Origin of the sequence: Blastococcus xanthinilyticus (genome assembly GCF_008124835.1) — a bacterium.
Lineage (GTDB): Bacteria > Actinomycetota > Actinomycetes > Mycobacteriales > Geodermatophilaceae > Blastococcus > Blastococcus xanthinilyticus.
Genome location: NZ_VNHW01000003.1, coordinates 258,865 through 282,987 on the forward strand (window position 1 = coordinate 258,865; position 24,123 = coordinate 282,987).

The window sequence follows — 24,123 nt, forward strand, 5'->3', positions numbered from 1 at the left end:
GACGTGATGACCCGCACGGACGTGCGGATCGGCGTCGTCGGACCGCGCCTCTAGGCTCGTACCGTGCTCTCCTGGCCCGCTCCGCTGCTGCCGACCCTGCCCGGCACCGGCTCCGTCCTCAAGGTCTACGACACCGCCCGGGGCGAGATCGTCGCGACCACCCCGGACCGGACGGCGCGCATGTACGTCTGCGGCATCACGCCCTACGACGCCACGCACCTCGGTCACGCCGCCACCTACCTGGCCTTCGACCTGGTCAACCGGATGTGGCGGGACGCCGGCCACGCCGTCCACTACGTCCAGAACGTCACCGACATCGACGACCCGCTGCTGGACCGGGCCGCACGCGACTCCGAGGACTGGGTGGTCCTGGCCATGCGGGAGACGGCGCTGTTCCGCGAGGACATGACGGCGCTGCGGATCCTGCCGCCGGAGGACTTCGTGGGCGCCGTCGAGGCCATCCCGCGCATCGTCGGGTACATCGAGCAGCTGCTCGAGGAGGGCCTGGCCTACGTGCTGGACGACGGCACCGGTGACGTCTACCACGACGTCACGCAGGCCCCCGGGTTCGGCTCGGAGTCCCGCTACGACGAGGCCACCATGCTGCGCTTCTTCGCCGAGCGCGGGGGAGACCCCGACCGCGGGGGCAAGCGCAACCGCCTCGACCCGCTGCTGTGGCGCGGCCGGCGCGAGGGGGAGCCCTCCTGGGCGGGGCCGAACGGCACCACCGGCCGGCCGGGCTGGCACATCGAGTGCGCCACCATCGCGCTGGACACCATCGGCATGGGCTTCGACGTGCAGGGCGGCGGCAGCGACCTGATCTTCCCGCACCACGAGTTCTCCGCCGTGCACGTCGAGGCGCTGGCCGCCGCGGCCACGGGGGTCAAGGGCGAGCCCTTCGCCAAGGCGTACGTGCACGCCGCGATGATCGGCCTCGACGGCGAGAAGATGAGCAAGAGCCGCGGGAACCTGGTGTTCGTCTCCAAGCTCCGCGGCGAGGGGGTCGACCCGATGGCCATCCGGCTGGCCCTGCTCTCCGGGCACTACCGCACCGACCGGGCCTGGACGGCCGCCCTGCTGAGCGAGGCGGAGGACCGGCTGGCCACCTGGCGCTGCGCCGCCGCCCGCGACGCCGGGGCCCCGGCGGGCCCGGTGCTGCAGGGGCTGCGCCAGCGGCTGGCCGACGACCTCGACAGCCCGGGCGCCATCGCGCTGGTCGACGCGTGGGCCGCGCACACCCTCGCCGGTGGCGAGGACCTGGAGGACCACGCCCCGCAGGTCGTCGCCGACGCCGTCGACGCGCTGCTCGGCGTGGAGCTGGCGGACTGCTGATGCCCGAGGCGCCTCCCGGCCCGTTCCGGCCGACCGACCGGGCCGCGCGCGAGCGGGCCGAGGAGCTGCTCGCGCCCGCCGCCACCCGTGCTGCCGGGTCGCGGGGCCGGGCGCGCTCCGAGCCGGAGGACGCGCTGCGCACCGCCTTCGAGCGCGACCGCGACCGCATCCTGCACGCCAAGGCGTTCCGCCGGCTCAAGCACAAGACGCAGGTCTTCCTGCACCCCGACGGCGACCACTTCGTCACCCGGCTGACCCACACCCTGCAGGTGACCCAGGTGGCGCGGTCCCTGGCCCGGGCCCTCGGGCTCAACGAGACGCTCGCCGAGGCGATCGCGCTGGGCCACGACGTCGGGCACTCGCCGTTCGGGCACATCGGCGAGGAGGCGTTCGACCCCTACGTGCCCGGCGGCTGGCACCACGCCGCCCAGGGCGTGCGGATCGTCGAGGTGCTGGAGGACCTCAACCTCAGCTGGGAGGTCCGCGACGGCATCCGGGCGCACAGCTGGAAGATCGACCCGCCGCCGGCCACCCGCGAGGCCGAGTGCGTGCGGTACGCCGACCGGATCGGGTACCTCTCGCACGACGCGCTGGACGCCGCCCGCGCCGGCGTCATCCGCACCGCCGACCTGCCGGCGCGGGCCGTCGCCGTCTTCGGCGAGCCGGGCAGCCAGATGGTGGGCACCATGATCGACGCCGTCGTCGCCGGCTCGCTCTCGCCGGCGAACGCCGCCGGCGCCGTGGTGATGGACACCGACGCGCTGCAGGCGATGCACGAGCTGCGCGACTTCATGTTCGCCCGCGTCTACGCCTCCGACGTCGCCGCCGGCCAGAAGCACCTCGCCGTCGACGTGATCCGCCGGCTGGTCGACCACCACCTCGCGCACCCCGAGCTGATACCTGCCTCCTACCGCGACACCGCGGCGGACCCGGTCACCCAGGTCGTCGACTACGTCTCCGGGATGACCGACCGGTTCGCGCTGGCGACCCACGACCGGCTGTTCGACGCCGACGCCTCGGCGCAGATGCGCCCGCTGCTGCGCACGGTCTGACCCCGTTTCCCCGCCGGGGGTGGTTGCATGCCTGGACCACGCCGACGAGAGGGACGACCGTGCCGACCCAGCCAGCGCCCACAGCCGCGACCGCGTTCCCGGCCGCCGCCGCACAGCTGCTCGCCGAGCACCCCCAGGACGAGGAGGGCCGGATGCTGCACGCGCCGGGGCTCCGCACCGGCGGGAAGTTCTACGGCTTCGCCTCGGACGACGCACTGGTGGTCAAGCTGCCCGCCGAGCGCGTGGCGGAGCTGATCGCCGGCGGTGCCGGGGAGCCCTGCTCGCCCCGGCCCGGCCGGCCCATGCGCGAGTGGGTGACGATCCCCGCGCCCGACGAGGCGACCTGCCTGCGCTACCTGCGCGAGGCGCGCGCCTTCGTGACGGGTCTGTCCCGCCGTTAGCCGCCGGAGCGGGGCTCAGCGGGAGGGGTCGAGAGCGCGGGCGCGCGCGGCGGCGTGCTCGGCGGCGGTGATCAGCCCGCGGCGGTGCAGGTCGTCGAGCTCGGCCAGCCGGGCCTCCAGGCTCGTCGCCGGACGGGCGAGCGGCCCCTGGGCCAGGCGTGCCACGAGCTGGGCGGGTGCCGCCACCGGGTCGAGCCCGGCGTCGCGGAGCACCCGTCGGCTGCGAACTGCCGTCGTCACGATGTACGCGAGCGCGCCGAGGAAGACGACCCCGAACGCACCCATCGCGATGAGCATGAAGAGGGGGAGCTCAGGGAAGCCGGGATCCATGGCGGCAATCTAGGGGCTCGTCACCGCGTGGGGGCGTGCCACGCGCGGGAGACCGGCTCAGGCTCCGCCGGCGGAGCCGCCGCGGCGGCGCAGCAGAAGGACTCCGTCGCCCCCCACCGCTCGCACGCTCGCGGCGGGACCCTGCGAGGGGCCTCAGGCTCCGCCGGCGGAGCCGCCGCGGCGGCGCAGATATCTTTCGAACTCGCGGGCGATCTGGTCGCCGTTGGCCTGGGACAGGTCCACCTCGGTGGCCCGCTCCTCCAGCGACCGGACGTACTCGACGACCTCGTCGTCCTCCCGGGCCATCTCGTCGACGGTCTTCACCCACTCGTCGGCCTGCTGCGGCAGCGCGCCCAGCGGCACGGTGGTCTCCAGGACCTCCTCCACCCGCTGCAGCAGCGCCACGGTCGCCCGCGGGGACGGCGGCTGCGACACGTAGTGCGGCACGGCGGCCCAGAAGCTGATCGCCGGCAGCCCGGCCTGCACGCAGGCGTCCTGGAAGATGCCGAGGATGCCGGTGGGGCCCTCGTAGCGGGAGGTCTCCAGCCCGTAGGCCCGGGCGGACTCCTGGTCGTACGCCGAGCCGGTCACCGGGGTCGGCCGGGTGTGCGGCGTGTCGGCCAGCAGCGCGCCCAGGGCGACCACCATGGAGACGTCGAGCTCCTCGAGGATCTCGATGAGCTCGGCGCAGAAGCCGCGCCAGCGCATGTTGGGCTCGATGCCGCGGATCAGCACCACGTCGCGGTCCATGCCCTCGGGGTGGGCGACCGAGATGCGGGTGGTGGGCCACTCGATGCGGCGGTTGACCCCGCCGATCAGCGAGACGGTGGGCCGGTTGACCTGGAAGTCGTAGTAGTCCTCCGGATCGAGCGCGGCCAGCGGCTTGGCGTCCCAGATCAGCTCGAGGTGCTCCACGGCTCCGGTGGCGGCGTCTCCGGCGTCGTTCCAGCCCTCGAACGCCACCACGACCACCGGGTCGGTGAGCTGGGGCAGGTCGTCGGGACTGGACTTCGGGTCGGTCACCCCTGTCAGCCTACGTCGGTCCACCCGCCCGGGACGCGCGAGCGCAGGTGGCGCGTGCTCGCCTGCTGCGCCCGCGGACGGCGAGGTGAGACGATGGAGCACGACATCGGGAACGCCCAGGCCTGGGCCAGCCCGCCGGGGTGACGGAGCGCCTCCACCCGGGGACAGCGCCCGCACGCCCATCGATTCACCACTGGGGATCTGCCGTGTCCGATTCGCCCACCCTCCGCCCGGACGCCACCGCCGCGCTGACCGAGCTGCTCCGGCAGCGGATCCTCGTGCTCGACGGCGCCATGGGGACGGCGATCCAGCGCGACCGGCCCGACGAGGCCGGGTACCGCGGCGAGCGCTTCGCCGACTGGCCGAGCGACGTGCAGGGGAACAACGACCTGCTCAGCCTCACCCAGCCGCAGATCATCGCCGCCATCCACCGGGAGTACCTCGAGGCCGGCGCGGACCTGATCGAGACCAACACGTTCAACGCGACGGCGATCTCGCTGTCCGACTACGGCATGTCCGACCTCGCCTACGAGCTCAACGTCGCCTCCGCCCGCCTCGCCCGCGAGGTGTGCGACGGGATGACCGCGCGCACGCCGGACAAGCCGCGGTTCGTCGCCGGCGCGATCGGCCCGACCAGCCGGACGGCGTCGATCTCCCCGGACGTCAACGACCCCGGCGCCCGGAACGTCAGCTTCGACCAGCTGGTGGCGGCGTACCTGGAGCAGGCGAACGGCCTGGTCGACGGCGGCGTCGACGCGCTGCTGATCGAGACGATCTTCGACACCCTCAACGCCAAGGCGGCGATCTTCGCGCTGGAGACGCTGTTCGAGGAGCGCGGCCGCCGCTGGCCGGTCATGATCTCCGGCACCATCACCGACGCCTCCGGCCGCACCCTCTCCGGGCAGGTGACCGAGGCGTTCTGGTACTCGGTGCGGCACGTCAAGCCGTTGCTGGTGGGGCTCAACTGCGCCCTGGGCGCCAAGGAGATGCGGCCCTACATCGCCGAGATCTCCCGCGTTGCCGACACGTTCGTGTCCTGCTACCCGAACGCCGGGCTGCCCAACGCCTTCGGCGAGTACGACGAGGCGGCGGAGGAGACGGCGGCCATCGTCGCGGAGTTCGCCGAGAGCGGGTTCGTGAACGTGGTCGGCGGGTGCTGCGGCACCACCCCGGCGCACATCGCCGCGATCGCCCGGGCGGTGGGGAACCAGGAGCCGCGCGCCGTCCCGGAGATCCGGCCGGCGCTGCGGCTCTCCGGCCTGGAGCCGCTGACGGTCACCGAGGAGTCCCTGTTCGTCAACGTCGGCGAGCGCACGAACATCACCGGGTCGGCCCGCTTCCGGAACCTGATCAAGGCCGGTGACTACCCGACGGCGCTCACCGTCGCCCGGCAGCAGGTGGAGGCCGGCGCGCAGGTCATCGACGTCAACATGGACGAGGGGATGATCGACGGCGTCGAGGCGATGGACCGCTTCACCAAGCTGATCGCCGCCGAGCCCGACATCTCGCGCGTGCCGGTCATGGTCGACTCCTCCAAGTGGGAGGTCATGGAGGCCGGCCTCAAGAACGTCCAGGGCAAGGCGATCGTCAACTCCATCTCCCTCAAGGAGGGCGAGGAGAAGTTCGTCCACCACGCGCGGCTGTGCCGCAAGTACGGCGCCGCGGTCGTGGTCATGGCGTTCGACGAGGACGGCCAGGGGGACAACTTCGAGCGGCGTACGCAGATCTGCCGGCGGGCCTACGACATCCTCGTCGAGCAGGTCGGGTTCCCGGTCGAGGACATCATCTTCGACCCGAACATCTTCGCCGTCGCCACCGGCATCGAGGAGCACGCCAACTACGGCCTGGACTTCATCGAGACCACCCGCTGGATCAAGCAGAACCTGCCCGGCGCCCTGGTCTCCGGCGGCGTCTCGAACGTGTCCTTCTCCTTCCGCGGCAACAACCCGGTGCGCGAGGCGATCCACTCGGTCTTCCTGTACCACGCCATCGCGGCGGGGCTGGACATGGCGATCGTCAACGCCGGCCAGCTGGAGGTCTACAGCGAGGTGCCGGAGCTGCTGCGCGAGCGGATCGAGGACGTGATCCTCAACCGCCGTCCGGACAGCACCGAGCGGCTGCTCGAGATCGCCGGGGACTTCGCCGGCGACGGCTCGGTGAAGGAGGTCGCCACCGAGGAGTGGCGGTCGCTGCCGGTGGGGGAGCGGATCACCCACGCGCTCGTGAAGGGCATCGACGAGTTCGCGGAGAGCGACACCGAGGAGCTCCGCCAGGAGATCGCCGCCCGCGGTGGCCGGCCGATCGAGGTGATCGAGGGCCCGCTCATGGACGGCATGAACGTCGTCGGCGACCTGTTCGGCGCCGGCAAGATGTTCCTGCCCCAGGTGGTGAAGTCGGCGCGGGTGATGAAGAAGGCCGTCGCCCACCTCATCCCCTACATCGAGGCGGAGAAGCAGCCGGGCGACGCCGAGCGCTCGAACGGCAAGGTCGTCATGGCGACGGCCAAGGGCGACGTGCACGACATCGGCAAGAACATCGTCGGTGTCGTCCTGCAGTGCAACAACTACGACGTCGTGGACCTCGGCGTCATGGTCCCGCCGCAGAAGATCCTGGACGCCGCCAAGGCGGAGGGGGCCGACGTCATCGGCCTGTCCGGGCTGATCACGCCGTCGCTGGACGAGATGGTCACCCTCGCCTCGGAGATGGAGCGGCAGGGCTTCGAGATCCCGCTGCTCATCGGTGGGGCGACGACCTCGCGCGCGCACACCGCGGTCAAGATCGACCAGAAGTACCACGGGCCGGTCATCTGGGTGAAGGACGCGTCGCGGTCCGTGCCGGTGGTCGCCGCCCTGCTGTCCGACGAGCAGCGGCCCACCCTGCTGGCCGAGACCGACGCCGACTACGCGGCGCTGCGCGAGCGGCACGCGGCCCGCCAGGACAGCCGGACGCTGCTGCCGATCGCCACGGCGCGGGCCGCGGCCCCGCCGATCGACTGGAGCAGCTACGCGCCGCCCCGGCCGCGGATGCTGCTGCAGCAGGCCCTCGACACCTGCTCCGGGCCGCCCTGCGACCACCTCCAGCACGCGGCCACCCAGTTCGTGAAGACCTTCGCCGACTACCCGCTGGAGGAGCTGCGCGGCTACATCGACTGGCAGCCGTTCTTCAACGCCTGGGAGATGCGCGGCCGGTTCCCCGACATCCTGCACAACCCGACCACCGGCGAGGCCGCCCGCCGGCTGTACGAGGACGCCCAGGCGATGCTCGACCGGGTCGTGGATGAGAGGTGGCTGCGGGCCAGCGGGGTGTTCGGGCTGTTCCCGGCCAACCAGGTCGAGGGCGACGACATCGAGCTCTACACCGACGAGTCGCGCGCGGAAGTCCGGGCCACCCTGCACCAGCTGCGCCAGCAGACCGAGGGCCGCGACGGCGTGCCGCGCAAGTCGCTGGCGGACTTCGTGGCGCCGAAGGAGACCGGGTTGCCCGACTACGTCGGGGCCTTCGCGGTGACCGCCGGCCTCGGGGCGGCCGAGCGGGTGGCGGCGTTCAAGAAGGAGAACGACGACTACAGCGCGATCATGCTGGAGGCGCTGGCCGACCGGCTCGCCGAGGCGTTCGCCGAGCGCCTGCACGAGCGGGTCCGCCGTGAGTTCTGGGGCTACGCCGCCGACGAGGCGCTGGACAACGACGCCCTGATCGCCGAGAAGTACGCCGGCATCCGGCCGGCTCCGGGCTACCCGGCCTGCCCCGAGCACACCGAGAAGCGCACCATCTGGGAGCTGCTCGACGTCGAGGCGGCCACCGGCATCGAGCTCACCGAGAACCTCGCCATGTGGCCGGGAGCGGCGGTCAGCGGCCTGTACTTCGCCCACCCCGAGTCGCGCTACTTCGTCCTGGGCCGGGTCGGCCGCGACCAGGTCGAGGACTACGCCCGCCGCAAGGGCTGGACCGTGGCCGAGGCGGAGCGGTGGCTGTCACCGAACCTCGGCTACCGCACCGAGGACGAGTGACCGACCCCGCCCCACCGGGTCATTCGACGACGAGGACGTCGGCGAACGCGGGGGAGGAGCGGCTGGTGAAGGGGTAGCTCCCCGACTCGGCGGGGACGAGGAAGGTGATCAGCGACCGCCCCGGGACGACGACGTCGAACGAGCCGTCGGCCGCGGTGATCGTCGCCTCCGCGGCGGTGCCGTTGTGCACGGTCACCCGTGACCCCGCGGCGACCGGCCCGGCGACGTGGAAGCGCTCGTCGTCGATCAGCACGGTGACCGACAGCTCGCCGTGGTCGTGGCCCGCCATGGGATCGGCCGCCGGCGCGGTCGCGGCCGCGGTGCCCGGTGCGGGGACCGCGGGCTGCGGGGGAGGGCTCGCGGCCAGCGCGACGGCCACCGCGAGGGTGGCCAGCATGACCAGCACCTCGACACCGGCGAACCGGCGGAAGGCGCCCGGCGCGCCGGCGCGCAGCCGCGGCAGCGTGCGCCGGCGGTGCGCCCACCCGAACAACCCGAGGACGACGAACGCTCCCGACTTGGCCAGGAGCAGCTCCCCGTAGCCGCTGCCCAGCACGGTGGTCAGCCCGGCGGCGCCGCCCGCGACGATCCACGCCGCGACCACGCCGGAGCTCCCGGTGACCAGCAGGCAGGCCAGTGCCAGCCCGCTGAAGCGCCCGGCGGCGCGGGGGAGGTCCGCGCCCCGCCGGGCGTGCACCAGCAGGGCGAGCAGGCCCCCGACCCAGACCGCGGCGGCCACGACGTGCGCACCGAGGGCCGTCACCGCGAGGAGGTGGGAGTCGGCGTCGGAGGAGTGCCCGCTGAGCACCACCGGGACGACCAGCGCCGCCAGTGCGACGAGCCCGATCGCGCGCGTGCCGCCCGCCCCGGTGCAGCGGCGCGCGCCCACGGCCACGGTGGTGGTGAGCGCGACGACGACCAGCGCCGCCCGCCCCGTCCCGGTGTCGGTGAGGAAGACCCGCGCCGAGGACCAGGTCAGCTCGGTCGGGGGTGCGCCGACGAGCCGGCTGAGCGTCAGCACGGCGCCGGCGACGGTGGCTCCCGCCCAGGCCGCGGCCCACCGGGACGTCGCGAGGACAGCGCGGCGGGCGGCCGGCGCCAGGGAGCCGGACCGGCCGGGGACCAGGACGGCGGCGAGGACCAGGGCGCCGATCGTGCCGACCGCGGCGATCCGGCCGGCCAGCGTGACCACCAGCAGCCCGCCCTCCACCACCGGGCCGGCCGTGGTCAGGCCGGCGGTCCCGGACGCCGGGCCGTCCCCGCCGATCGCGGCCGCGCCGAGCACCAGCGCGACCAGGGCGAGGGCCACCCCGGGCAGGAGCAGCCCGCGGCCGGCCGTGGTCGCCGCAACCGGCGGCTCCTCCGGCCCGGCCTGCCGGGTCGCCGGTGCGGCGCTGCTCATGCGCGGCCGCGCAGCCGCCGGGCCAGCAGCAGCCCGAGGACGGACAGCGCACCCGCGCCCACCGCGCCCGCCGCGAGGCCACCGAACGCCGTACCACCGCCGGCGGGGCCGGGCTCCGCCGCCGGGGCCGAGCCGGCCGGAGCCGGGGCTGCCCCGCCGCCGGCCCCGTCCCCGGTCACGCCGAACGCGAAGGAGCCGGAGATCGGGTGCCCGTCGGCGGAGGTGCTGCGCCACTGCACGGTGTACGTGCCGGCGTCCGGCGCGTCGGCCAGCGGCTGCACCACGGCGTCGTCCCGGATCTCGGGGGCCCCGCGGTCGATCCGCCCGCCGTCCGGCCCGGTGACGACGACCTCGGTGCCCAGGGGCAGCGGCGTACCGCTGAACCGCAGCTCGACGGCGGACGGCGCGGTCGCGACGGTCTCCCCGGCGCCCGGGGAGCTGCCGACGAGCCCGTCGTGGGCGGAGGCCACCGAGGGCGACGCCAGCAGGATGCCGAGCGCCACCAGGGCGACGACCAGCAGCGCTGACGGCCGGGATCCCCGGGCGGGCCCGGGCGTGCGCGATGCAGACATGACCGGCCTTCGTCCGTGCGGGCGGTTCCGGTTCGGGCGGCACCGGCCGGCGCGCCCCGGAGGCGGGGGTCCAGCCTGGTGGAGGGCCAGGTGGGGCGCAACCGACTAGGACACGATCGAGTTACTTCGGCATGACGGTGAACCGATCGGGCATCGACGACGAAGGTCATGTGGTCAGCGCGGTGGCGGACGGCGAGTTCGTCCGCCGGGGGAACCGGCCCGCTGGCCGAGGTCGCACCAGACCTGCACCACGGTGGATGCACCGGCGCATCCACCGGCACGACGGGCCCGCGGTTCCCAACCGCGGCCCGCCGGCCCGCCTCCGAGCGGAGTCGGCTCTTCCGACGACGAGGAGCTCACCTTGCGCAAGGCACTCGCACTTCCGACCGTTGCCATCGCCGCCGCGGCGTTCCCGCTGCTCACCATGTCCGCCGCCTCGGCGCACGAGGGGGCGCACAGCTACCAGGCCGACCTCGGTGCCCTCAACTCCTCTGGTGTCGACGGCACCGGGATGGTCACCCTGGACGGCAACACCGCGACCGTCATGGTCGAGGCGACCGGCCTGCTGGCCGGCTCGCCGCACGCCCAGCACTTCCACATCGGCGCCCTGGGCGAGTGCCCGACCGACGCCGACGACAAGGACGGCGACGGCTTCCTGAGCACCACCGAGGGCGCGCCCGCCTACGGCGCCATCGGCACGTCGCTGACCACCACCGGCGACACCAGCCCCGAGAGCGGCCTGGCCATCGACCGCTTCCCGACCGCCGATGACGGCTCGGTCAGCTACGAGCGGACCTTCGAGGTCAGCGACGACGTCCACGCGGCGTTCGAGGAGGGCACTGCCGTCCTGGTCCTGCACGGCGTCGACAAGAACGGTTCCGGCGCCTACGACGGTGACGTCATGAGCGACCTCGACCCGTCGCTGCCCATGGAGGCGACCGCTCCGGCCGCCTGTGGGTCGCTCGAGGCCGCGCAGATGGGCGCCGCTCCCGCGGGTGGCGCCGAGACCGGCGCCGGCAGCACCGCCGGCTTCGAGGCGCAGACCGCCATGGGCGTCGGCGCGCTGGCGCTGGCCGGTGCCGCGGGTGCCGGGGCGATCGCCTACCGCCGCCGCCAGGCCGACCAGGCCTGATCCGGCCGCGGAGCCGCGCGGGGGGCATGCCCTCCCGCGCGGCTCCGCGCCCCGCCCCACCGGAGGAAGGATGGTCCCCGTGACCGAGCAGCGCAGCCGGCGACCCGGCACCCGCACGTGGACCGCCCTGGCCCTGGTGCTCGCGCTCGTCGGCGTCCTCGCCGTGGTGCTGGCCGTGACCGGTCAGCAGCGCGCGCCGCAGCCGCCGGCGGCCACCGACCGGACCGAGCCGGCCGCCTCGGCCGCCCCGGAGGTCTCCGACCAGGTGGCCCCTCCGGAGCCGACGACCCCCGCCACCGACGCCGCCCCGGCGGCCCCGCCGGTCGCGGTGACGATCCCGGCCATCGACGTGAGCAGCGAGCTCATGCGGCTGGGCCTCAACGACGACGGCACGGTGGAGGTCCCGCCGCTGGAGGCCGACGACCGGGCGGGCTGGTACGAGCGGGGGCCCGCGCCCGGCGCCGTCGGCCCGGCGGTGATCCTCGGCCACGTGGACTCCGCCGCCCACGGACCCGGCATATTCTTCGATCTCGGCGCCCTGGAACCCGGCAGCGAGGTCGAGGTCACCCGGGCCGACGGCACCGTCGCCGTCTTCCGCGTGGACCGGGTGGAGCGCCACCCCAAGGACGACTTCCCGACCATCGAGGTGTACGGCAACACCGACGACGCCCAGCTGCGGCTGATCACCTGCGGCGGTGACTTCGACTCCGGAGCCCGCAGCTACACGGACAACGTGATCGCGTTCGCGTCGCTGGTGGCCACCCGCCCGGCCTGAGCCGGACGACCTCCCGCCGGGGCGTCAGCGCGCCGGCGCCGCCCGCACGACCAGGAGCCCGCCGACGGCCGGCACCAGCGACAGCGCCCGGACGCGGGTCGGCGCGGGCAGCTGCCAGGCGAGCGCGATGACGACCAGGTAGCAGAACCCGTGCACCGGGCCGAGCGCGGAGGCGACCGACGGCACGTGGACGGTCGCCAGGTTGGCCAGCAGGAGAACCAGGGTGGCCGTCTCGACCGTCGCGGCGACGACCAGCCAGCGCTGGGGCACTTCAGACGCCCGTCGTCGAGCCGGGCCGCACGATCATCAGCACGACGACGACCACCCAGAGCAGGTTGACGACGCCGGAGTACGCGCCCAGCCGGCGGACCAGCGCGGGCGCGTCGAGCGCGGCCGCCCGGGTGGTGGCGGCCGCCCCGCTGCCGGGGGGCTCCCCGGACCCGTCGGCGGCCCGGGAGAGCAGCTCCCGCTGTCCGGGGAGCACGACGGCCGCCAGCAGCAGGCCGGCCAGCGCGGTCAGCGCCATCGACACCTGCACCCAGGCGTTCCCCAGGACGCCGAGCTGGGCGGCGGTCGCCAGGCCGAACACCGGCACGGCGAGCGCCAGGACCGCGTACACCCGCGTGATGCGGTGCAGCAGCTGCAGGGCCGGGACGGCGGACCGCGCCGTCGTCCCGTCGAGCGCCAGGCGCGCGTAGCGGGGGAAGAGGCTCACCGCGACGGTCACCGAGCCCACGAAGACCACCGCCGCCACCACGTGCACGCTGAGCAGTACCGCGGCCATCGGTTCCCCTCTCGTCCGGGGTATTAGTCCGGCTGAAACTAGCACGGCCCGTGTCGGCCCGGGGGAGGATGTGGCCCGGCCCGACGACGAGAGGAGACGACGTGACGAGCCCGGACGTGCCGAGCCCGCCGGCGACCAGCCCCGCCGTCCTGCTCGTCGCCCTGGGCCGGCAGCTCGACGGCTGGATCAACGGCTCCCTCGAGGAGGTCGGCCTGTCCCTGCGGCTGCTCGGAGCCCTCGGGCACCTGGCCCGCGAGCCCGGCCTCTCGTACACCGAGCTCGCGCGGCGGGCGCGGGTGACGACGCAGAGCATGCACGCCACCGTCGCGGCACTCATCGAGGCCGGCGCCGTCGCGCCCGCCGGTCCGGGCCGGGGGAGGCGGGCGCTGCTCGACCTGACTCCCCGTGGCCGCCGGCTGCTCGCCACGGGACAGGCCGTGATCGCCGGGATCGACGCGGAGCTGCGCGGGCTCGGGAGCCTGCCCGCGGACCGCGACCTGTTCGGTCTGCTCGGCGCGGTCACCGGCAGGACCGGCGGCCCGTCCGAGGCGGGCCGCGCGGACGAGGGGTCGGCGTAGGCGGGCCGGGTTGGGGTCCGAGGAGGATCGGAACGGTTGTTGGCGGTAGCCATCTCTGCTGACGGCGAAGCCCCCAGCAGAGATGAAGTGTTCACAGCTCTGGTTCTGGCTATGCCTCGGTCGTCGGAGGCGCGTGCAGTTCATGCTCGGCGGCGGTGACCTGGGCCGCGGGGCGTGGCGGCAGGTGCCGGTAGAGGCTGGTGCGGGTGATCCCGCTCTTAGTGACGATCTCGGCGATCGTGCTGCCGGTGTCGCGAAGGTGCGCGGCGTAGGCGAGCTTGTCGGGGTCGACGACGGCGGGCCGCCCGATCCGCCGGCCTTTCGCGGTCGCGGCCGCGCGGGCACCGGCGGCGCGTTCGAGGCTGTAGGTGCGTTCCATCTGGGCGAACAGCGCCAGCAGCACGACGGCCAGCTGGGCCATCGGATCATCCGGGTTGGCGGAGTCGACCTTGATGGGGTCGGCGAGGGTGCGGATGCCGACTCCGCGCTCGGCCAGGTCGTGGATCAGGTTCAGGGTGTCGCGCACGGTCCGCCCGAGCCGGTCGAGGGTGTGGATGACGATGACGTCGCCGTGCCGGGCGAAACTCATCGCCGCCTGCAGGCCGGGCCGGTTGGTGTGGCCCCGGACTTCTTGTCGACGTAGATCCGCTCGGGCGGGATGTCGGCCGCCTCGAGCGCCATGATTTGCCGATCAAGATCTTGCTTGGTGGTCGAGACCCGCGCGTACCCAAGATCCAGGTCGCTACCGTACCGAAATTCAAGATCGTACGACACATTCGGTACTCACTTGTGGGACAGCTTTTGGGACGATCTCGACCTGGGCGTCTGTGATCGGCGCCGGAGCTGGCCGCCGGTGTCCCACTTCCGAGGAAGTGGGACGGCCCGGCAGGCCGCCTGCATATCCCGCCCTTGCGGTAGAAGCTAGGGCGAAACCTAGTGGGTGAAGTTACCGCTGTCCGATCGAGGCCGTTGCCCGCTGAGGGTCCGTGCCCAGGGCTCGTCGACGTCGGCCAGGCCGAGGGTCAGCGTGACATTCTCGAGCATGCCGGCGCCGAACCAGAGCCGGACCGCAGCGTCGTCGTGGTTCAGGAGCTCACTGACGAGTTCGACCTGCCGGGCATAGCACGTGCGCACCGCCTCGGCCACGAGCGGCTCATCAGCTGCGCAACTGGCCTGCATGAGGAACCGCATGACGTCCCGGTCCTGGATCAGGGTGCTGTACGCGGACCGGATCGCACGCATCACCCCTTCCGCCTGTCGGGGCGGCCCTGCCTCATCGGTGCCGGCGCCGGCTCCGGTCAGAGCATCCGAGAGCAGCTCGGACACGTGGAGGACGGCACCGGCGAACAGCGCCTCCTTACTGGCGAAGAGACGGTAGACGTAGGGCTGAGAGATTCCGGCCCGTTCGGCGATCTCACTGGTTGTCGTGCCGTAGTAACCCTTGCGCGCGAAACAGGCCACGGCAGCGTCCAGCACGACCCGACGGCGTTGATCGCTTTTCACGCTGGAGCCGGAGGCGGGCATGTCTACCAGTTTTTCACTGCGGGGTGAGACGGGGTGAGAGGGGGGCAAGACGGGTGGGCGACCCGTCCTGCCCCCCTCTCACCCTGTCGAATCGGGATCAGCGCCCTGCGGGCCACGACACGTCTTGGCCACTGGCCGCCTGGTCGGGGGTCATGGCCTCGATAACCACAAGAGGGTTCCAGTAGTCGACGAACCGCTCGACCAGGCCCGCCTCGTCGAGGCGGATCACCGTGATGACCGTCTGCTCATACGGCTTGCCGGTGCTGAGGACGCTTCCCTCCGAGCGGTATTCGGCGACCGCGGTGCGGGGGTCGGTCGTCTCGATGAACTTCACGTCGACGAACTTCACATCGAAGGTCTGCGGGAAGCCGCGCATGTGGGCGATCAGCGCCTCGCGTCCCTGCACCCGGGTAGGCACACCGGCGGGAGCGAAGGGGAACTCGACCGTGCCGTCCGCGGCGTACAGCTCGATCCACTCGTCGATCTGGCCGGAGGACACCAGCCGCAGGTGCTCTGCCAGGGCGTGCTGCGCGGGGGTGAGTTCGCGGGTCGGGTTGGCGTTCATGGTCGCTCCTTGGTTAGTGATTGAACAATAACAAACCTAACCGGGAGGCCGCCGAGGAGCAAGGGTGAGGACCGTCACGGCCCAGCCAAGACAGACGTGGGCAGTCCGCATGGCGATCAGGACCGAAGGTCACCAAGGTTCCGGGCCGGCAGCGGAGGTGTCCGGCTCGCGAAGTGATCGCAGGGTGGTGATGTCGGGTTGCGTGAAGGCGTACCTGCCGAGGAAGTTGATGTGCTCGAACTGCAGGGGCGACATGCGGGCGATCATCTCGTCCGTGACGGGAAACTTCTTTTCCATCAGGGTTTTGACCGTTGTATCGATGTAGAGGCTGTTCCACAGCACGACGGCGTTCAGGGCCGGGCCGAGGGCGCCGAGCTGGTCTTCCATCCCCTGGCGGTAGTGCTGGCGCAATTCGCCTCGGTGGCCGAAGAAGATCCGCCGGGCCAGGGTGTGGCGGCCCTTGGAGATGTTCAGCTGGGCGGTGAGCATCCGCCGGTAGTCGCCGTCAGCGATCACCTGTAGGACGTGCAGGGACTTGAAGATCCGCCCGTACTGCGCGAACGCGTCGCCCAGGCCGGTGGGGCGTCCCTCTCGCGAGAGCATCCGGATCAGGTCGTAGCCGCGGACCTCGCCCAGGCTCAGGGAACCGGCCACCCGCAGCATGTCGGGCCAGTGCTGGGCGATGCGGTCGGTGTGGACCAGGTGGCGGGAGGTTTGCTGCAGCGACCCAAACGCCCGTAGCGGGACACCTGCTCTTCCGACAGAAAATCGACCGGCATAGCCACAAACCGTATAAGCAGTGGGACGCTACGTCACCAATACGGCCCTTTCGGTCCCGCTACCGCCAAAAACCGTTCCGATCCTCCCCACACCCGGGTTCGGTCCACCGGGGCCGCCATCGGGGAGACCCCGGTCGGCTGGGAGACTCGCGGCGGCATCCGAGTGGCCGAGAGGGATCGCAGTTCACATGACGAAGAGCCCCGCCGCCGTCCTGTTCGACATGGACGGCACTCTCGTGGAGACCGAGGAGTACTGGGGCGAGGCGATGTTCGAGCTCGCCGCCTCGCTCGGGGGGCGCATGTCGGCGGAGGCGCGCGCGGCGACCGTCGGCACCAGCATGCGGAACTCCATGCAGGTGCTGTACGCCGACCTCGGCCTGACCCGCTCGGAGGAGCAGCTGCAGGCCGACGCCCGCCGGGTCGAGGACCGCACCGGTGAACTCATGGCCACCGCCGGCATCCCGTGGCGGCCCGGTGCCCGGGAGCTGGTCGGTGGCGTCCGCGCGGCCGGGCTCGCCACCGCCCTGGTGACGACGACGCCCCGCCGGCTGGCCGACGTCGTGCTCGCCAGCATCGCCGCCGATCTGGGCGCCGATCCGTTCGACGCCACCGTCTGCGGCGACGAGGTGCCCGCCCGGAAGCCGGACCCGGCGCCCTACCTGCAGGCCGCCGCGGTGCTCGGCGTCGACCCCGGGACCTGCGTGGTCGTCGAGGACTCGCTGGTCGGGATCATCGCCGGGCTGGCCGCGGGGATGGCGGTGCTCGGCGTGCCGGCGCTCCAGCCGGTGCCGCCGGCCCCCGGGCTCACCCTCCGGGACACCCTCGCCGGGGTGGGGCTGCCCGAGCTGGCCGCCGTGCTCGCCGCCGGCCCGGCGATGGAGCCCGCCGGCTGCTGACCCGGCCCTAGGCTGCCGGCGTGGCCGACCACCGCGAGACCGCCCAGCCCGAGACGGCCCAGCCCGGACCGATCGCGGACGAACGGGAGCTGCTGCTGGCCTGGCTGGAGCACCTCCGGGCATCGCTCCTGCGCATGCTCGAGGACCTGGACGAGGAGCAGGCGCGCTGGCGGCCGGACGGTGCCCTGATCGGCGTGATCGGCATCGTGAACCACCTGACCCACGTGGAGCGCCGCTGGATCGACGGCCGGATGCTCGGGGAAGCGGTGCACCGGAGCGAGGCCGAGTTCTCCCCGGGCCCGGAGCTGACCGTGCCCGCGGCCGTGCGGGGCTACCGCGAGCGGGGTGCGGCCACGGCCGCCGCCGTGCGGTCGATGGAGGTGACCCGGCCGTGCGCCGACGGCAGCGGGCGGGACCTGCGCTGGGTGCTGCTGCACCTGGTCGAGGAGACCGCCCGGCACGCCGGGCACGCCGACGCCACCCGCGAGCTGCTGGACGGCGTCACCGGCCGCTGACGGGCCACCGGCGGCGCTGCCGTCACGGGGCCGGCCCTCACCGGGCGCCGGCGGCGCCCTCCCGCAGGAAGCCCAGCAGCCCGTCGAGGCCCGGCAGCTGGTAGCTCCAGAAGGCCGACACCATGGCCCGCGCGGCGGCCGGGTCCTCGGCGGTGCGCAGGATCTCGGCCAGCGTCCTGCGGGTGTTGTCGAAGACGATCTCCAGCACCTTCCGCTGGGCCGCGGACGGCGGCACATCGAGCGAGCGGAGGACGTGCTCGGTGAGGCGGGCCACGAACCCGGCGGGGTAGCCGGCGAAGGGCGTGCCCGCCGCCCGGTCGAGCAGCACGACCACGGCGAGCCGGTGATCCAGCCAGAAGTCGAGCAGCTCGCCCGCCGCGGGAGAGGTCCGGGGGGACCGCTCGGCGAGGGCCGCCACGCGGCCGTCCAGCAGCTCGTCGTGCCGGTCGGCGAGGTCGCCGGGGACGACCGCGGCGAAGAGCGTCTCCTTCGAGGGGAAGTAGCGGTACACGTTGCCGGGCGCGGTGCCGGCCGCGGCGGCGATGGCGGCCATCGACGTCCCCGGGTAGCCCTGCTCGGCGAAGCACCGCAGGGCGGCGCTCTCGATGCGGGCCCGGACCTCGGGCTTCCGGACCTGCGCCATCAGGCTCCCCCCGGCCACGGCGCCGCCGGCCAGGGGGCGGCCTGCTCGAGCTCGTAGGCGAGGGCCAGCAGCAGCGCGTCGGCTCCGGGGCGCGCGGCGATGTGCATCCCGACCGGGAGGCCGTCGTCCTGGCCGAGCGGCAGCGACATGCCCGGGCAGGAGGACATGTTGTGGATCGGCGTGTACCCGACCGCCTCCTCCGTGCGGCGGATCAGCACCTCCCGCCCGGCGTCGGGGGAGAGGTGGCCGACGGGCCACGGCGGGCGGGCGACCGTGGGGCTGAGGACGACGTCGGCGCGCTCGAACAGCCGCAGGTAGGCGCGGGTCCCGTCGGCGAACGCCGCCGCTCGGACGGCGTCCTCGTCGGGGCCGAGGGTGGCACCCCACTCGATCAGCTCCAGCGTGAACGGCTCCAGCTCCTCCGGGCCCGGCGGCCGGCCGAGCAGCGGCGTGACGGACGCGGCGACGACCGCCATCGTCTGCGCCGCCGCGCCGAAGAACCCGCGGCTGAGTGCCGGGCCGGAGACGTCCAGCGGCGCGGCGTCCACCACGTCGTGCCCGAGCGAGGCGCAGAGGTCGGCCGCACGCCGGAGCTCGCGTGCCACGGCGGGGTGCGGCGCCGCGCCCATGAGCGTCGCGCCGAGCACCGCGATGCGCAGCCGGTCCCTGGCCGGCCCGCGGACGACGCCGACCGGCGGGTGGACCGCGTCGGCCCCGGTGCGCTCGGTCGCCGCCAGGAAGGCGGCGCTGTCGCGGACCGTGCGGGAGATGCAGTGCTCCACCACCAACCGGCCGAGGCCCGGCATCTCCGGGCCGACGGGGGTGGGCCGCTGGTTGGTCGGCTTGAAGCCGACGACGCCGGTGAGCGCGGCCGGCACGCGGAGCGAGCCACCGGCGTCGTCGCCGTGGGCCATGGGCAGGACGCCCGCGGCGACCAGGGCCGCGGATCCGCCGGAGGACCCGCCCGCGGACACGCCGACGCGCCACGGGTTGCCGGTGACGCCGTGCAGCGCCGTCTCGGTGCTCCCGAGCAGGCCGAACTCGGAGCTGGTCGTGGAGCCGAGGACCTGCAGGCCGGCGTCCCGGATCCGGGCGGCGTAGGGGGAGTACTCCTCGGTGCGGTGCCCGGCGAACAGCCGGGAGCCGAAGGTCCACGGCAGGCCCGGCCAGCCGATCAGCTCCTTGACGGCGAACGGCACGCCGGCCAGGGGACCGGCGGGACCGGGCGGGGGGACGTCGGCGGGAGGGGTGGCGGGGGCGTGGGCGGCGACGGCGCCGAGGTCGGACCGTTCGGCCATCAGGGCGCGCGCGGCGTCCGCCAGCTCCGCCGGCGTGACCTGGCCACTGCGCACCAGCCGCGCCATCTCGACGGCGTCCCAGCTGCGGTACTCGTCGGCGGAGATGCTCATGCGGCCAATAGTGAATGCGCCGTTCACGTTTGCCAACCACCTGGCGCGCCAGGCCCTCCGGCCGCTACGCCAGGTACTCCTTGTAGGTCCGGGCCAGCGGGCGCAGGCCCAGCGACTCGTAGAACGCGAACGCCTCCGGCTCGTCGGCGGAGAGCTGCAGCTTGTAGCAACCGGCCCGGCGCCCGTGGTCCCGTGCGGCTGCCAGCAGCGCCGCGCCCACCCCGGAGCGCCGGTGCGCCGCGTCGATGACGACGTTCTCGACGAGCAGGTACGGGTCGCCGGCGTGCGCCGCGTTCGCGAGCACCGTGAGGTCCACGGTGCCGACGATCTCCCCGGCGGCCTCGGCGACGAGCACGGTCCGCCCCGGGGTCGCCAGCGTGGCGGCCCACGCGTCGCGGACCCGGTCGGACCCGGCGAGCTCCAGCTCCGCGTACAGCGCGCGTACAGAGCCACGACGCCGGACAGGTCGGTCGCGACCGCCGGCCGCACGGAAGGCGCCACGGTGCCGGTCAGGCCGGCGTGAGGGGCAGCGTCGTCCGCCAGCCGGCCGCCGCGGCAGCCTCGGCCGGGAAGGGCGGGGGCGTGCCGCCGAACGCCGGGCACAGGGCCTGGTGGTCGCACCAGCCGCACAGCCGGCTCTTGTTCGGGCGGAACTCGCCGGTGGCCACGGCCCGCTCGATGGCCGACCAGATGGCCAGCAGCGTCCGCTCGAACCGGACCAGCTCGCCCTCGTCGGGGGCGTAGGTCAGCGCGTCGCCGTCGCCGAGGTACAGCAGCTTCAGCTGGGCGGCGACCACGCCGCGGGTGCGCCAGAGCACCAGCGCGTAGAACTTCATCTGGAACAGCGCCTTGGACTCGAACGCCTCGCGCGGCATCGAGCCGGTCTTGTAGTCGACCACCCGCAGCGCGCCGTTCCGGGCGACGTCGAGCCGGTCGACGTACCCGCGCAGCAGCAGCCCGTCGGGCAGCGTGACCTCGACCAGCTGCTCGCGGCCCTCGGGCTGGATGCGGCGCGGGTCCTCCAGCGTGAAGTACCGCTCCACGAGCTTCCCGGCCGAGGCCAGCCAGGCCTGCACCGACTCCGGGGCGTTCGGGTCGGTCTCCGCGCCGTCGGGCTGCGCGGTCCCGAACAGCTCGGCGACCCCCGGCTCCTCGCGCAGCTCCGCCCACGCCGGCTCGAGGAGCTCCAGCGCGCTCTCGGGCGTGCGCCGGGCCGGGGGGAGGTCGTAGAGGCGCTCCAGCACCGAGTGCACCAGCGTGCCGCGGACCGCGGCCAGGCTCTTGCGCTCGGGCAGCCGGTCGATGGTGCGGTACCGGTACAGCAGCGGGCAGGTCTTGAAATCGGCCGCGCGGCTGGGGGAGAGGGAGGGGCGCCGCGGGGCGGGCGCGTCCGGAGCGGCCTCGGCCGGGGAGTCGGCCGCCTGCACGTCGGGGTAGGCCATCGCCGTCATGCGCCCGAGGCTAGGTGGCGCCCCCGACACTTCCGGGCACCCGCGCCGCGTCGGCGGCACGGGTCACACCGGCGCCGTCCGTACGCTGGTCGCCCGTGGACACCCAGCCTGAGCCGGACACCGACGTCGTCGAGGAGGCGCAGCACGCGCCGGAGGACGTGGCTGCCGAGCCCCCGGCCCAGCGCGCGGAGCCGGTCGAGGGCGCCTTCGTCGCCGGCGACCGGGTGCAGCTCACCGACCCCAAGGGGCGGCTGCACACCGTCGTCCTGACGCCGGGCAAGCAGTTCCACACCCACCGCGGGGCGATCGAGCACGACGACCTGATCGGGGCGCCGGAGGGCTCCGTCGTGCACTCCACGGCCAACACCGGCTATCTCGCGCTGCGGCCGCTGCTGGCCGACTACGTGCTCTCCATGCCGCGCGGGGCGCAGGTCATCTACCCCAAGGACGCCGCGCAGATCGTCGGGTTCGGGGACGTCGGCCCGGGCATGCGGGTCCTGGAGGCCGGGGCCGGCTCGGGCGCGCTCAGCTGCTCGCTGCTGCGGGCGGTCGGCGCCGGGGGATCGCTCACCAGCTACGAGCGGCGCGAGGACTTCCTCGACGTGGCCCGCGGCAACGTGGGGGCCTTCTTCGGCGAGGTGCCGGCGAACTGGACCCTGCGGCTGGGCGACCTCGCCGACCACCCGGCCGAGGAGGTGGTGGACCGCGTCGTGCTGGACATGCTGGAGCCGTGGGCGGTGCTGCCCACGGTGGCCGCGGCGCTGCGGCCCGGGGGAGTGCTGGTCGGCTACGTCGCCACGGTCACGCAGCTGTCGACCTACGTCGAGGCGCTGCGGGCCCAGGGCGTCTGGACCGAGCCGTACGCCTGGGAGTCCCTGCTGCGCCCGTGGCACGCGGTCGGCCTGGCCGTCCGACCGGAGCACCGGATGGTGGCGCACACCGCGTTCCTCGTGACCGCGCGCCGGCTCGCCGAGGGCGCCGTCGCACCCATCCGGCAGCGGCGCGCCCAGAAGCACTGACAGGGGCCCTGTCCCTCGTCCCTGCCCCCTCGTCCCTGGCGCGCCCGGGCCTCCGCGAGCCCACGGCGAAGTGTCGTCGCGCGTGTATAGATTTGCGTCCTGGCTCCCCCGACTGTGCGGAGGTGCGTGATGGGCCCAGGTTCGAGCAATGGTCCTGACGAGCTGAGGGCGCGGCGTGAACGCGACGTGACGGCGCTGCTCAGCCAGATCTCCTACCTCGAGGAAGAGATCGGGCTGCTCCGTCGCAAGGTGGCCGACAGCCCCCGGCAGGTGCGCGCGCTGGAGGAGCGGATCGCCGAGGCGGAGGGGCGTGCGGCCTTCCTGTCGGAGCGCAACGACAAGCTCGCCGGCACGCTGCGCGACGCCCGCGAGCAGCTGGTCACGCTCAAGGAGGAGGTCGACCGCCTCGGCCAGCCGCCGTCGGGCTACGGCGTCTTCCTCGGCGGCTACGACGACGGCACGGTCGACGTCTTCACCGGCGGTCGCAAGCTGCGGGTCTCGGTGTCGCCGAACGTGCCGGCCGAGGGGCTCCGCCCCGGCCAGGAGGTCATGCTCAACGAGGCGATGAACGTCGTCGAGGCCCGCGGCTACGAGAAGCAGGGCGACGTCGTCATGCTCAAGGAGCTGCTGGAGCCGATCGACGGGGTGACCCAGCGGGCGCTGGTGATCGGGCACACCGACGAGGAGCGGGTGGTCTACCTCGCCGACTCCCTCACCGGCCAGCCGCTGCGCGTGGGCGACTCGCTCCTGCTGGAGACGCGTTCGGGCTACGTGTACGAGCGCATCCCCAAGAGCGAGGTCGAGGAGCTCGTCCTCGAAGAGGTCCCCGACATCGACTACGCCGACATCGGCGGGCTGGCGCGGCAGATCGAGCAGATCCGGGACGCCGTCGAGCTGCCGTTCCTGCACGCCGACCTGTTCCGCACCTACGAGCTGCGGCCGCCCAAGGGCATCCTGCTCTACGGCCCGCCCGGCTGCGGGAAGACGCTGATCGCCAAGGCGGTGGCGAACTCGCTGGCCAAGAAGGTGGCCGCCGTCCGCGGCGACGGCGACACGAGCCAGGGGAAGTCCTACTTCCTCAACATCAAGGGCCCGGAGCTGCTCAACAAGTACGTCGGCGAGACCGAGCGGCACATCCGGCTGGTCTTCCAGCGGGCGCGCGAGAAGGCCAGCGAGGGCACGCCGGTCATCGTGTTCTTCGACGAGATGGACTCGATCTTCCGCACCCGTGGCTCGGGGGTGTCCTCCGACGTCGAGTCGACGATCGTCCCGCAGCTGCTGAGCGAGATCGACGGTGTCGAGGGCCTGGAGAACGTGATCGTCATCGGCGCCTCCAACCGCGAGGACATGATCGACCCGGCGATCCTCCGGCCCGGGCGGCTGGACGTGAAGATCAAGATCGAGCGCCCGGACGCCGAGGCCGCGCGCGACATCTTCAGCAAGTATCTGACGACGTCGCTGCCGATCAACCCCGACGACCTCGCCGAGCACGGCGGCAGCCGCGAGGCGACGGTCGCCGGGATGATCCAGCGCACCGTCGAGCGCATGTACACCGAGAGCGAGGAGAACCGCTTCCTCGAGGTCACCTACGCCAACGGTGACAAGGAGGTCCTCTACTTCAAGGACTTCAACTCCGGCGCCATGCTGCAGAACATCGTCGACCGGGCGAAGAAGATGGCGATCAAGGAGCACCTGGAGACCGGCACGTCGGGTCTGCGGGTCAGCCACCTGATGGCCGCCTGCCTCGACGAGTTCAAGGAGAACGAGGACCTGCCCAACACCACCAACCCCGACGACTGGGCGCGGATCTCGGGCAAGAAGGGCGAGCGGATCGTCTACATCCGCACCCTGATCAGCGGCAAGGGCAACGAGTCCGGCCGCGCGATCGACACCGCGACGAACACCGGCCAGTACCTGTAGGCCGCACCCGGCGA

At 73.4% G+C, this 24,123-nt stretch carries 26 protein-coding genes; 11 read left to right on the forward strand and 15 right to left on the reverse strand.

Going from position 1 to position 24,123, the window contains the following annotated elements:
- Positions 1-63 precede the first annotated feature (63 nt).
- The 3 genes from mshC to BD833_RS06420 are packed head-to-tail and all read left to right on the forward strand — an operon-like array spanning position 64 to position 2,785.
- Positions 64-1,332 carry a cysteine--1-D-myo-inosityl 2-amino-2-deoxy-alpha-D-glucopyranoside ligase gene (mshC, locus tag BD833_RS06410; protein WP_166532288.1) on the forward strand — a complete coding sequence of 423 codons (1,269 nt, stop codon included), beginning with the start codon at positions 64-66 and terminating at the stop codon, positions 1,330-1,332.
- Positions 1,332-2,384 (forward strand): HD domain-containing protein, encoded by a 1,053-nt coding sequence (locus BD833_RS06415; RefSeq protein WP_166532289.1) that lies wholly within the window; start codon positions 1,332-1,334, stop codon positions 2,382-2,384. The genes mshC and BD833_RS06415 overlap by 1 nt, the downstream gene beginning before the upstream one ends.
- Positions 2,385-2,443: 59 nt before the next feature.
- Positions 2,444-2,785: a hypothetical protein gene (locus BD833_RS06420; protein WP_166532290.1), complete on the forward strand. Its 342-nt coding sequence runs from the start codon at positions 2,444-2,446 to the stop codon at positions 2,783-2,785.
- Positions 2,786-2,800: 15 nt separating this feature from the next.
- On the opposite strand, the gene BD833_RS06425 is transcribed toward BD833_RS06420, so the two are convergent.
- Both BD833_RS06425 and BD833_RS06430 read right to left on the reverse strand, forming a co-directional pair.
- Entirely contained in the window at positions 2,801-3,115 is a 315-nt protein-coding gene (locus BD833_RS06425) for an SHOCT domain-containing protein (protein WP_166532291.1), read from the reverse strand.
- Between the two features lie 153 nt (positions 3,116-3,268).
- The gene (locus BD833_RS06430) at positions 3,269-4,138 is read right to left on the reverse strand and encodes a PAC2 family protein (protein WP_166532292.1); all 870 of its coding nucleotides are present in this window, start codon (positions 4,136-4,138) and stop codon (positions 3,269-3,271) included.
- 206 nt (positions 4,139-4,344) lie between these two features.
- Between BD833_RS06430 and metH the strand changes: the two genes are divergently transcribed.
- Positions 4,345-8,145 carry a methionine synthase gene (gene metH / locus BD833_RS06435; RefSeq protein ID WP_208092381.1) on the forward strand — a complete coding sequence of 1,267 codons (3,801 nt, stop codon included), beginning with the start codon at positions 4,345-4,347 and terminating at the stop codon, positions 8,143-8,145.
- Between the two features lie 19 nt (positions 8,146-8,164).
- Here the strand turns inward: metH and BD833_RS06440 are convergent, their stop codons facing one another.
- Entirely contained in the window at positions 8,165-9,547 is a 1,383-nt protein-coding gene (locus tag BD833_RS06440) for a copper resistance D family protein (protein WP_166532293.1), read from the reverse strand.
- The gene (locus BD833_RS06445) at positions 9,544-10,119 is read right to left on the reverse strand and encodes a copper resistance CopC family protein (protein ID WP_166532294.1); all 576 of its coding nucleotides are present in this window, start codon (positions 10,117-10,119) and stop codon (positions 9,544-9,546) included. Before BD833_RS06445 ends, BD833_RS06440 begins: the two co-directional genes overlap by 4 nt.
- Positions 10,120-10,480: 361 nt before the next feature.
- Here BD833_RS06445 and BD833_RS06450 point away from each other — a divergent pair, with 361 nt between their 5' ends.
- Both BD833_RS06450 and BD833_RS06455 read left to right on the forward strand, forming a co-directional pair.
- A complete protein-coding gene (locus BD833_RS06450; RefSeq protein WP_166532295.1) occupies positions 10,481-11,251 on the forward strand; it encodes a hypothetical protein in 771 nt (256 codons plus the stop codon).
- Between the two features lie 79 nt (positions 11,252-11,330).
- The gene (locus BD833_RS06455) at positions 11,331-12,026 is read left to right on the forward strand and encodes a class F sortase (protein WP_243737483.1); all 696 of its coding nucleotides are present in this window, start codon (positions 11,331-11,333) and stop codon (positions 12,024-12,026) included.
- Positions 12,027-12,050: 24 nt separating this feature from the next.
- On the opposite strand, the gene BD833_RS06460 is transcribed toward BD833_RS06455, so the two are convergent.
- Both BD833_RS06460 and BD833_RS06465 read right to left on the reverse strand, forming a co-directional pair.
- Positions 12,051-12,296 (reverse strand): DUF3817 domain-containing protein, encoded by a 246-nt coding sequence (locus tag BD833_RS06460; protein ID WP_166532297.1) that lies wholly within the window; start codon positions 12,294-12,296, stop codon positions 12,051-12,053.
- A gap of 1 nt (position 12,297) precedes the next feature.
- Positions 12,298-12,810, reverse strand: coding sequence for a hypothetical protein (locus BD833_RS06465; RefSeq protein ID WP_166532298.1), 513 nt, complete (start codon positions 12,808-12,810; stop codon positions 12,298-12,300).
- 101 nt (positions 12,811-12,911) lie between these two features.
- Between BD833_RS06465 and BD833_RS06470 the strand changes: the two genes are divergently transcribed.
- Positions 12,912-13,388 carry a MarR family winged helix-turn-helix transcriptional regulator gene (locus BD833_RS06470; RefSeq protein ID WP_166532299.1) on the forward strand — a complete coding sequence of 159 codons (477 nt, stop codon included), beginning with the start codon at positions 12,912-12,914 and terminating at the stop codon, positions 13,386-13,388.
- 109 nt (positions 13,389-13,497) lie between these two features.
- On the opposite strand, the gene BD833_RS23375 is transcribed toward BD833_RS06470, so the two are convergent.
- The 5 genes from BD833_RS23375 to BD833_RS06490 form a co-directional block, all read right to left on the reverse strand.
- Entirely contained in the window at positions 13,498-13,989 is a 492-nt protein-coding gene (locus BD833_RS23375; RefSeq protein ID WP_481748694.1) for a recombinase family protein, read from the reverse strand.
- On the reverse strand, positions 13,974-14,162 hold the full coding sequence (locus tag BD833_RS23515) for a recombinase family protein (protein WP_208092383.1): 189 nt from the start codon (positions 14,160-14,162) through the stop codon (positions 13,974-13,976). The genes BD833_RS23375 and BD833_RS23515 overlap by 16 nt, the downstream gene beginning before the upstream one ends.
- A 159-nt stretch (positions 14,163-14,321) precedes the next feature.
- Complete coding sequence (locus BD833_RS06480) at positions 14,322-14,912, reverse strand: TetR/AcrR family transcriptional regulator (RefSeq protein ID WP_166532300.1); 591 nt, start codon at positions 14,910-14,912, stop codon at positions 14,322-14,324.
- 97 nt (positions 14,913-15,009) lie between these two features.
- On the reverse strand, positions 15,010-15,477 hold the full coding sequence (locus BD833_RS06485; protein WP_166532301.1) for a nuclear transport factor 2 family protein: 468 nt from the start codon (positions 15,475-15,477) through the stop codon (positions 15,010-15,012).
- A 129-nt stretch (positions 15,478-15,606) separates the two neighbouring features.
- Complete coding sequence (locus BD833_RS06490) at positions 15,607-16,200, reverse strand: Tn3 family transposase (protein ID WP_166532434.1); 594 nt, start codon at positions 16,198-16,200, stop codon at positions 15,607-15,609.
- 244 nt (positions 16,201-16,444) lie between these two features.
- On the opposite strand from BD833_RS06490, the gene BD833_RS06495 reads away from it, so the two are divergent.
- Both BD833_RS06495 and BD833_RS06500 read left to right on the forward strand, forming a co-directional pair.
- Complete coding sequence (locus tag BD833_RS06495) at positions 16,445-17,152, forward strand: HAD family hydrolase (RefSeq protein ID WP_166532302.1); 708 nt, start codon at positions 16,445-16,447, stop codon at positions 17,150-17,152.
- A gap of 20 nt (positions 17,153-17,172) precedes the next feature.
- The gene (locus BD833_RS06500; RefSeq protein ID WP_166532303.1) at positions 17,173-17,667 is read left to right on the forward strand and encodes a mycothiol transferase; all 495 of its coding nucleotides are present in this window, start codon (positions 17,173-17,175) and stop codon (positions 17,665-17,667) included.
- 37 nt (positions 17,668-17,704) lie between these two features.
- Here BD833_RS06500 and BD833_RS06505 read toward each other — a convergent pair whose 3' ends face one another.
- The 4 genes from BD833_RS06505 to BD833_RS06520 form a co-directional block, all read right to left on the reverse strand.
- Positions 17,705-18,310, reverse strand: a complete 606-nt coding sequence (locus BD833_RS06505; protein ID WP_166532304.1) for a TetR/AcrR family transcriptional regulator — start codon at positions 18,308-18,310, stop codon at positions 17,705-17,707.
- Entirely contained in the window at positions 18,310-19,719 is a 1,410-nt protein-coding gene (locus BD833_RS06510; protein WP_166532305.1) for an amidase, read from the reverse strand. Before BD833_RS06510 ends, BD833_RS06505 begins: the two co-directional genes overlap by 1 nt.
- Positions 19,720-19,783: 64 nt before the next feature.
- Entirely contained in the window at positions 19,784-20,278 is a 495-nt protein-coding gene (locus BD833_RS22885) for a GNAT family N-acetyltransferase (RefSeq protein WP_166532435.1), read from the reverse strand.
- Positions 20,229-21,170, reverse strand: a complete 942-nt coding sequence (locus tag BD833_RS06520) for a RecB family exonuclease (RefSeq protein WP_243737485.1) — start codon at positions 21,168-21,170, stop codon at positions 20,229-20,231. Before BD833_RS06520 ends, BD833_RS22885 begins: the two co-directional genes overlap by 50 nt.
- A 95-nt stretch (positions 21,171-21,265) precedes the next feature.
- Here BD833_RS06520 and BD833_RS06525 point away from each other — a divergent pair, with 95 nt between their 5' ends.
- Both BD833_RS06525 and arc read left to right on the forward strand, forming a co-directional pair.
- Entirely contained in the window at positions 21,266-22,189 is a 924-nt protein-coding gene (locus tag BD833_RS06525) for a tRNA (adenine-N1)-methyltransferase (RefSeq protein WP_279535999.1), read from the forward strand.
- A gap of 186 nt (positions 22,190-22,375) precedes the next feature.
- Positions 22,376-24,109, forward strand: a complete 1,734-nt coding sequence (arc, locus tag BD833_RS06530) for a proteasome ATPase (protein ID WP_243737486.1) — start codon at positions 22,376-22,378, stop codon at positions 24,107-24,109.
- Positions 24,110-24,123 lie beyond the last annotated feature (14 nt).

Coding starts and splice junctions, on each gene's coding strand:
- BD833_RS06495 (WP_166532302.1), top strand. CDS start 16,445: ATGACGAAGAGCCCCGCCGCCGTCCTGTTCGACATGGACGGCACTCTC.
- BD833_RS06465 (WP_166532298.1), bottom strand. CDS start 12,810: ATGGCCGCGGTACTGCTCAGCGTGCACGTGGTGGCGGCGGTGGTCTTC.
- BD833_RS06440 (WP_166532293.1), bottom strand. CDS start 9,547: ATGAGCAGCGCCGCACCGGCGACCCGGCAGGCCGGGCCGGAGGAGCCG.
- BD833_RS06445 (WP_166532294.1), bottom strand. CDS start 10,119: ATGTCTGCATCGCGCACGCCCGGGCCCGCCCGGGGATCCCGGCCGTCA.
- BD833_RS06510 (WP_166532305.1), bottom strand. CDS start 19,719: ATGAGCATCTCCGCCGACGAGTACCGCAGCTGGGACGCCGTCGAGATG.
- BD833_RS06520 (WP_243737485.1), bottom strand. CDS start 21,170: ATGACGGCGATGGCCTACCCCGACGTGCAGGCGGCCGACTCCCCGGCC.
- BD833_RS06480 (WP_166532300.1), bottom strand. CDS start 14,912: ATGCCCGCCTCCGGCTCCAGCGTGAAAAGCGATCAACGCCGTCGGGTC.
- BD833_RS06425 (WP_166532291.1), bottom strand. CDS start 3,115: ATGGATCCCGGCTTCCCTGAGCTCCCCCTCTTCATGCTCATCGCGATG.
- BD833_RS06485 (WP_166532301.1), bottom strand. CDS start 15,477: ATGAACGCCAACCCGACCCGCGAACTCACCCCCGCGCAGCACGCCCTG.
- BD833_RS06415 (WP_166532289.1), top strand. CDS start 1,332: ATGCCCGAGGCGCCTCCCGGCCCGTTCCGGCCGACCGACCGGGCCGCG.
- BD833_RS06505 (WP_166532304.1), bottom strand. CDS start 18,310: ATGGCGCAGGTCCGGAAGCCCGAGGTCCGGGCCCGCATCGAGAGCGCC.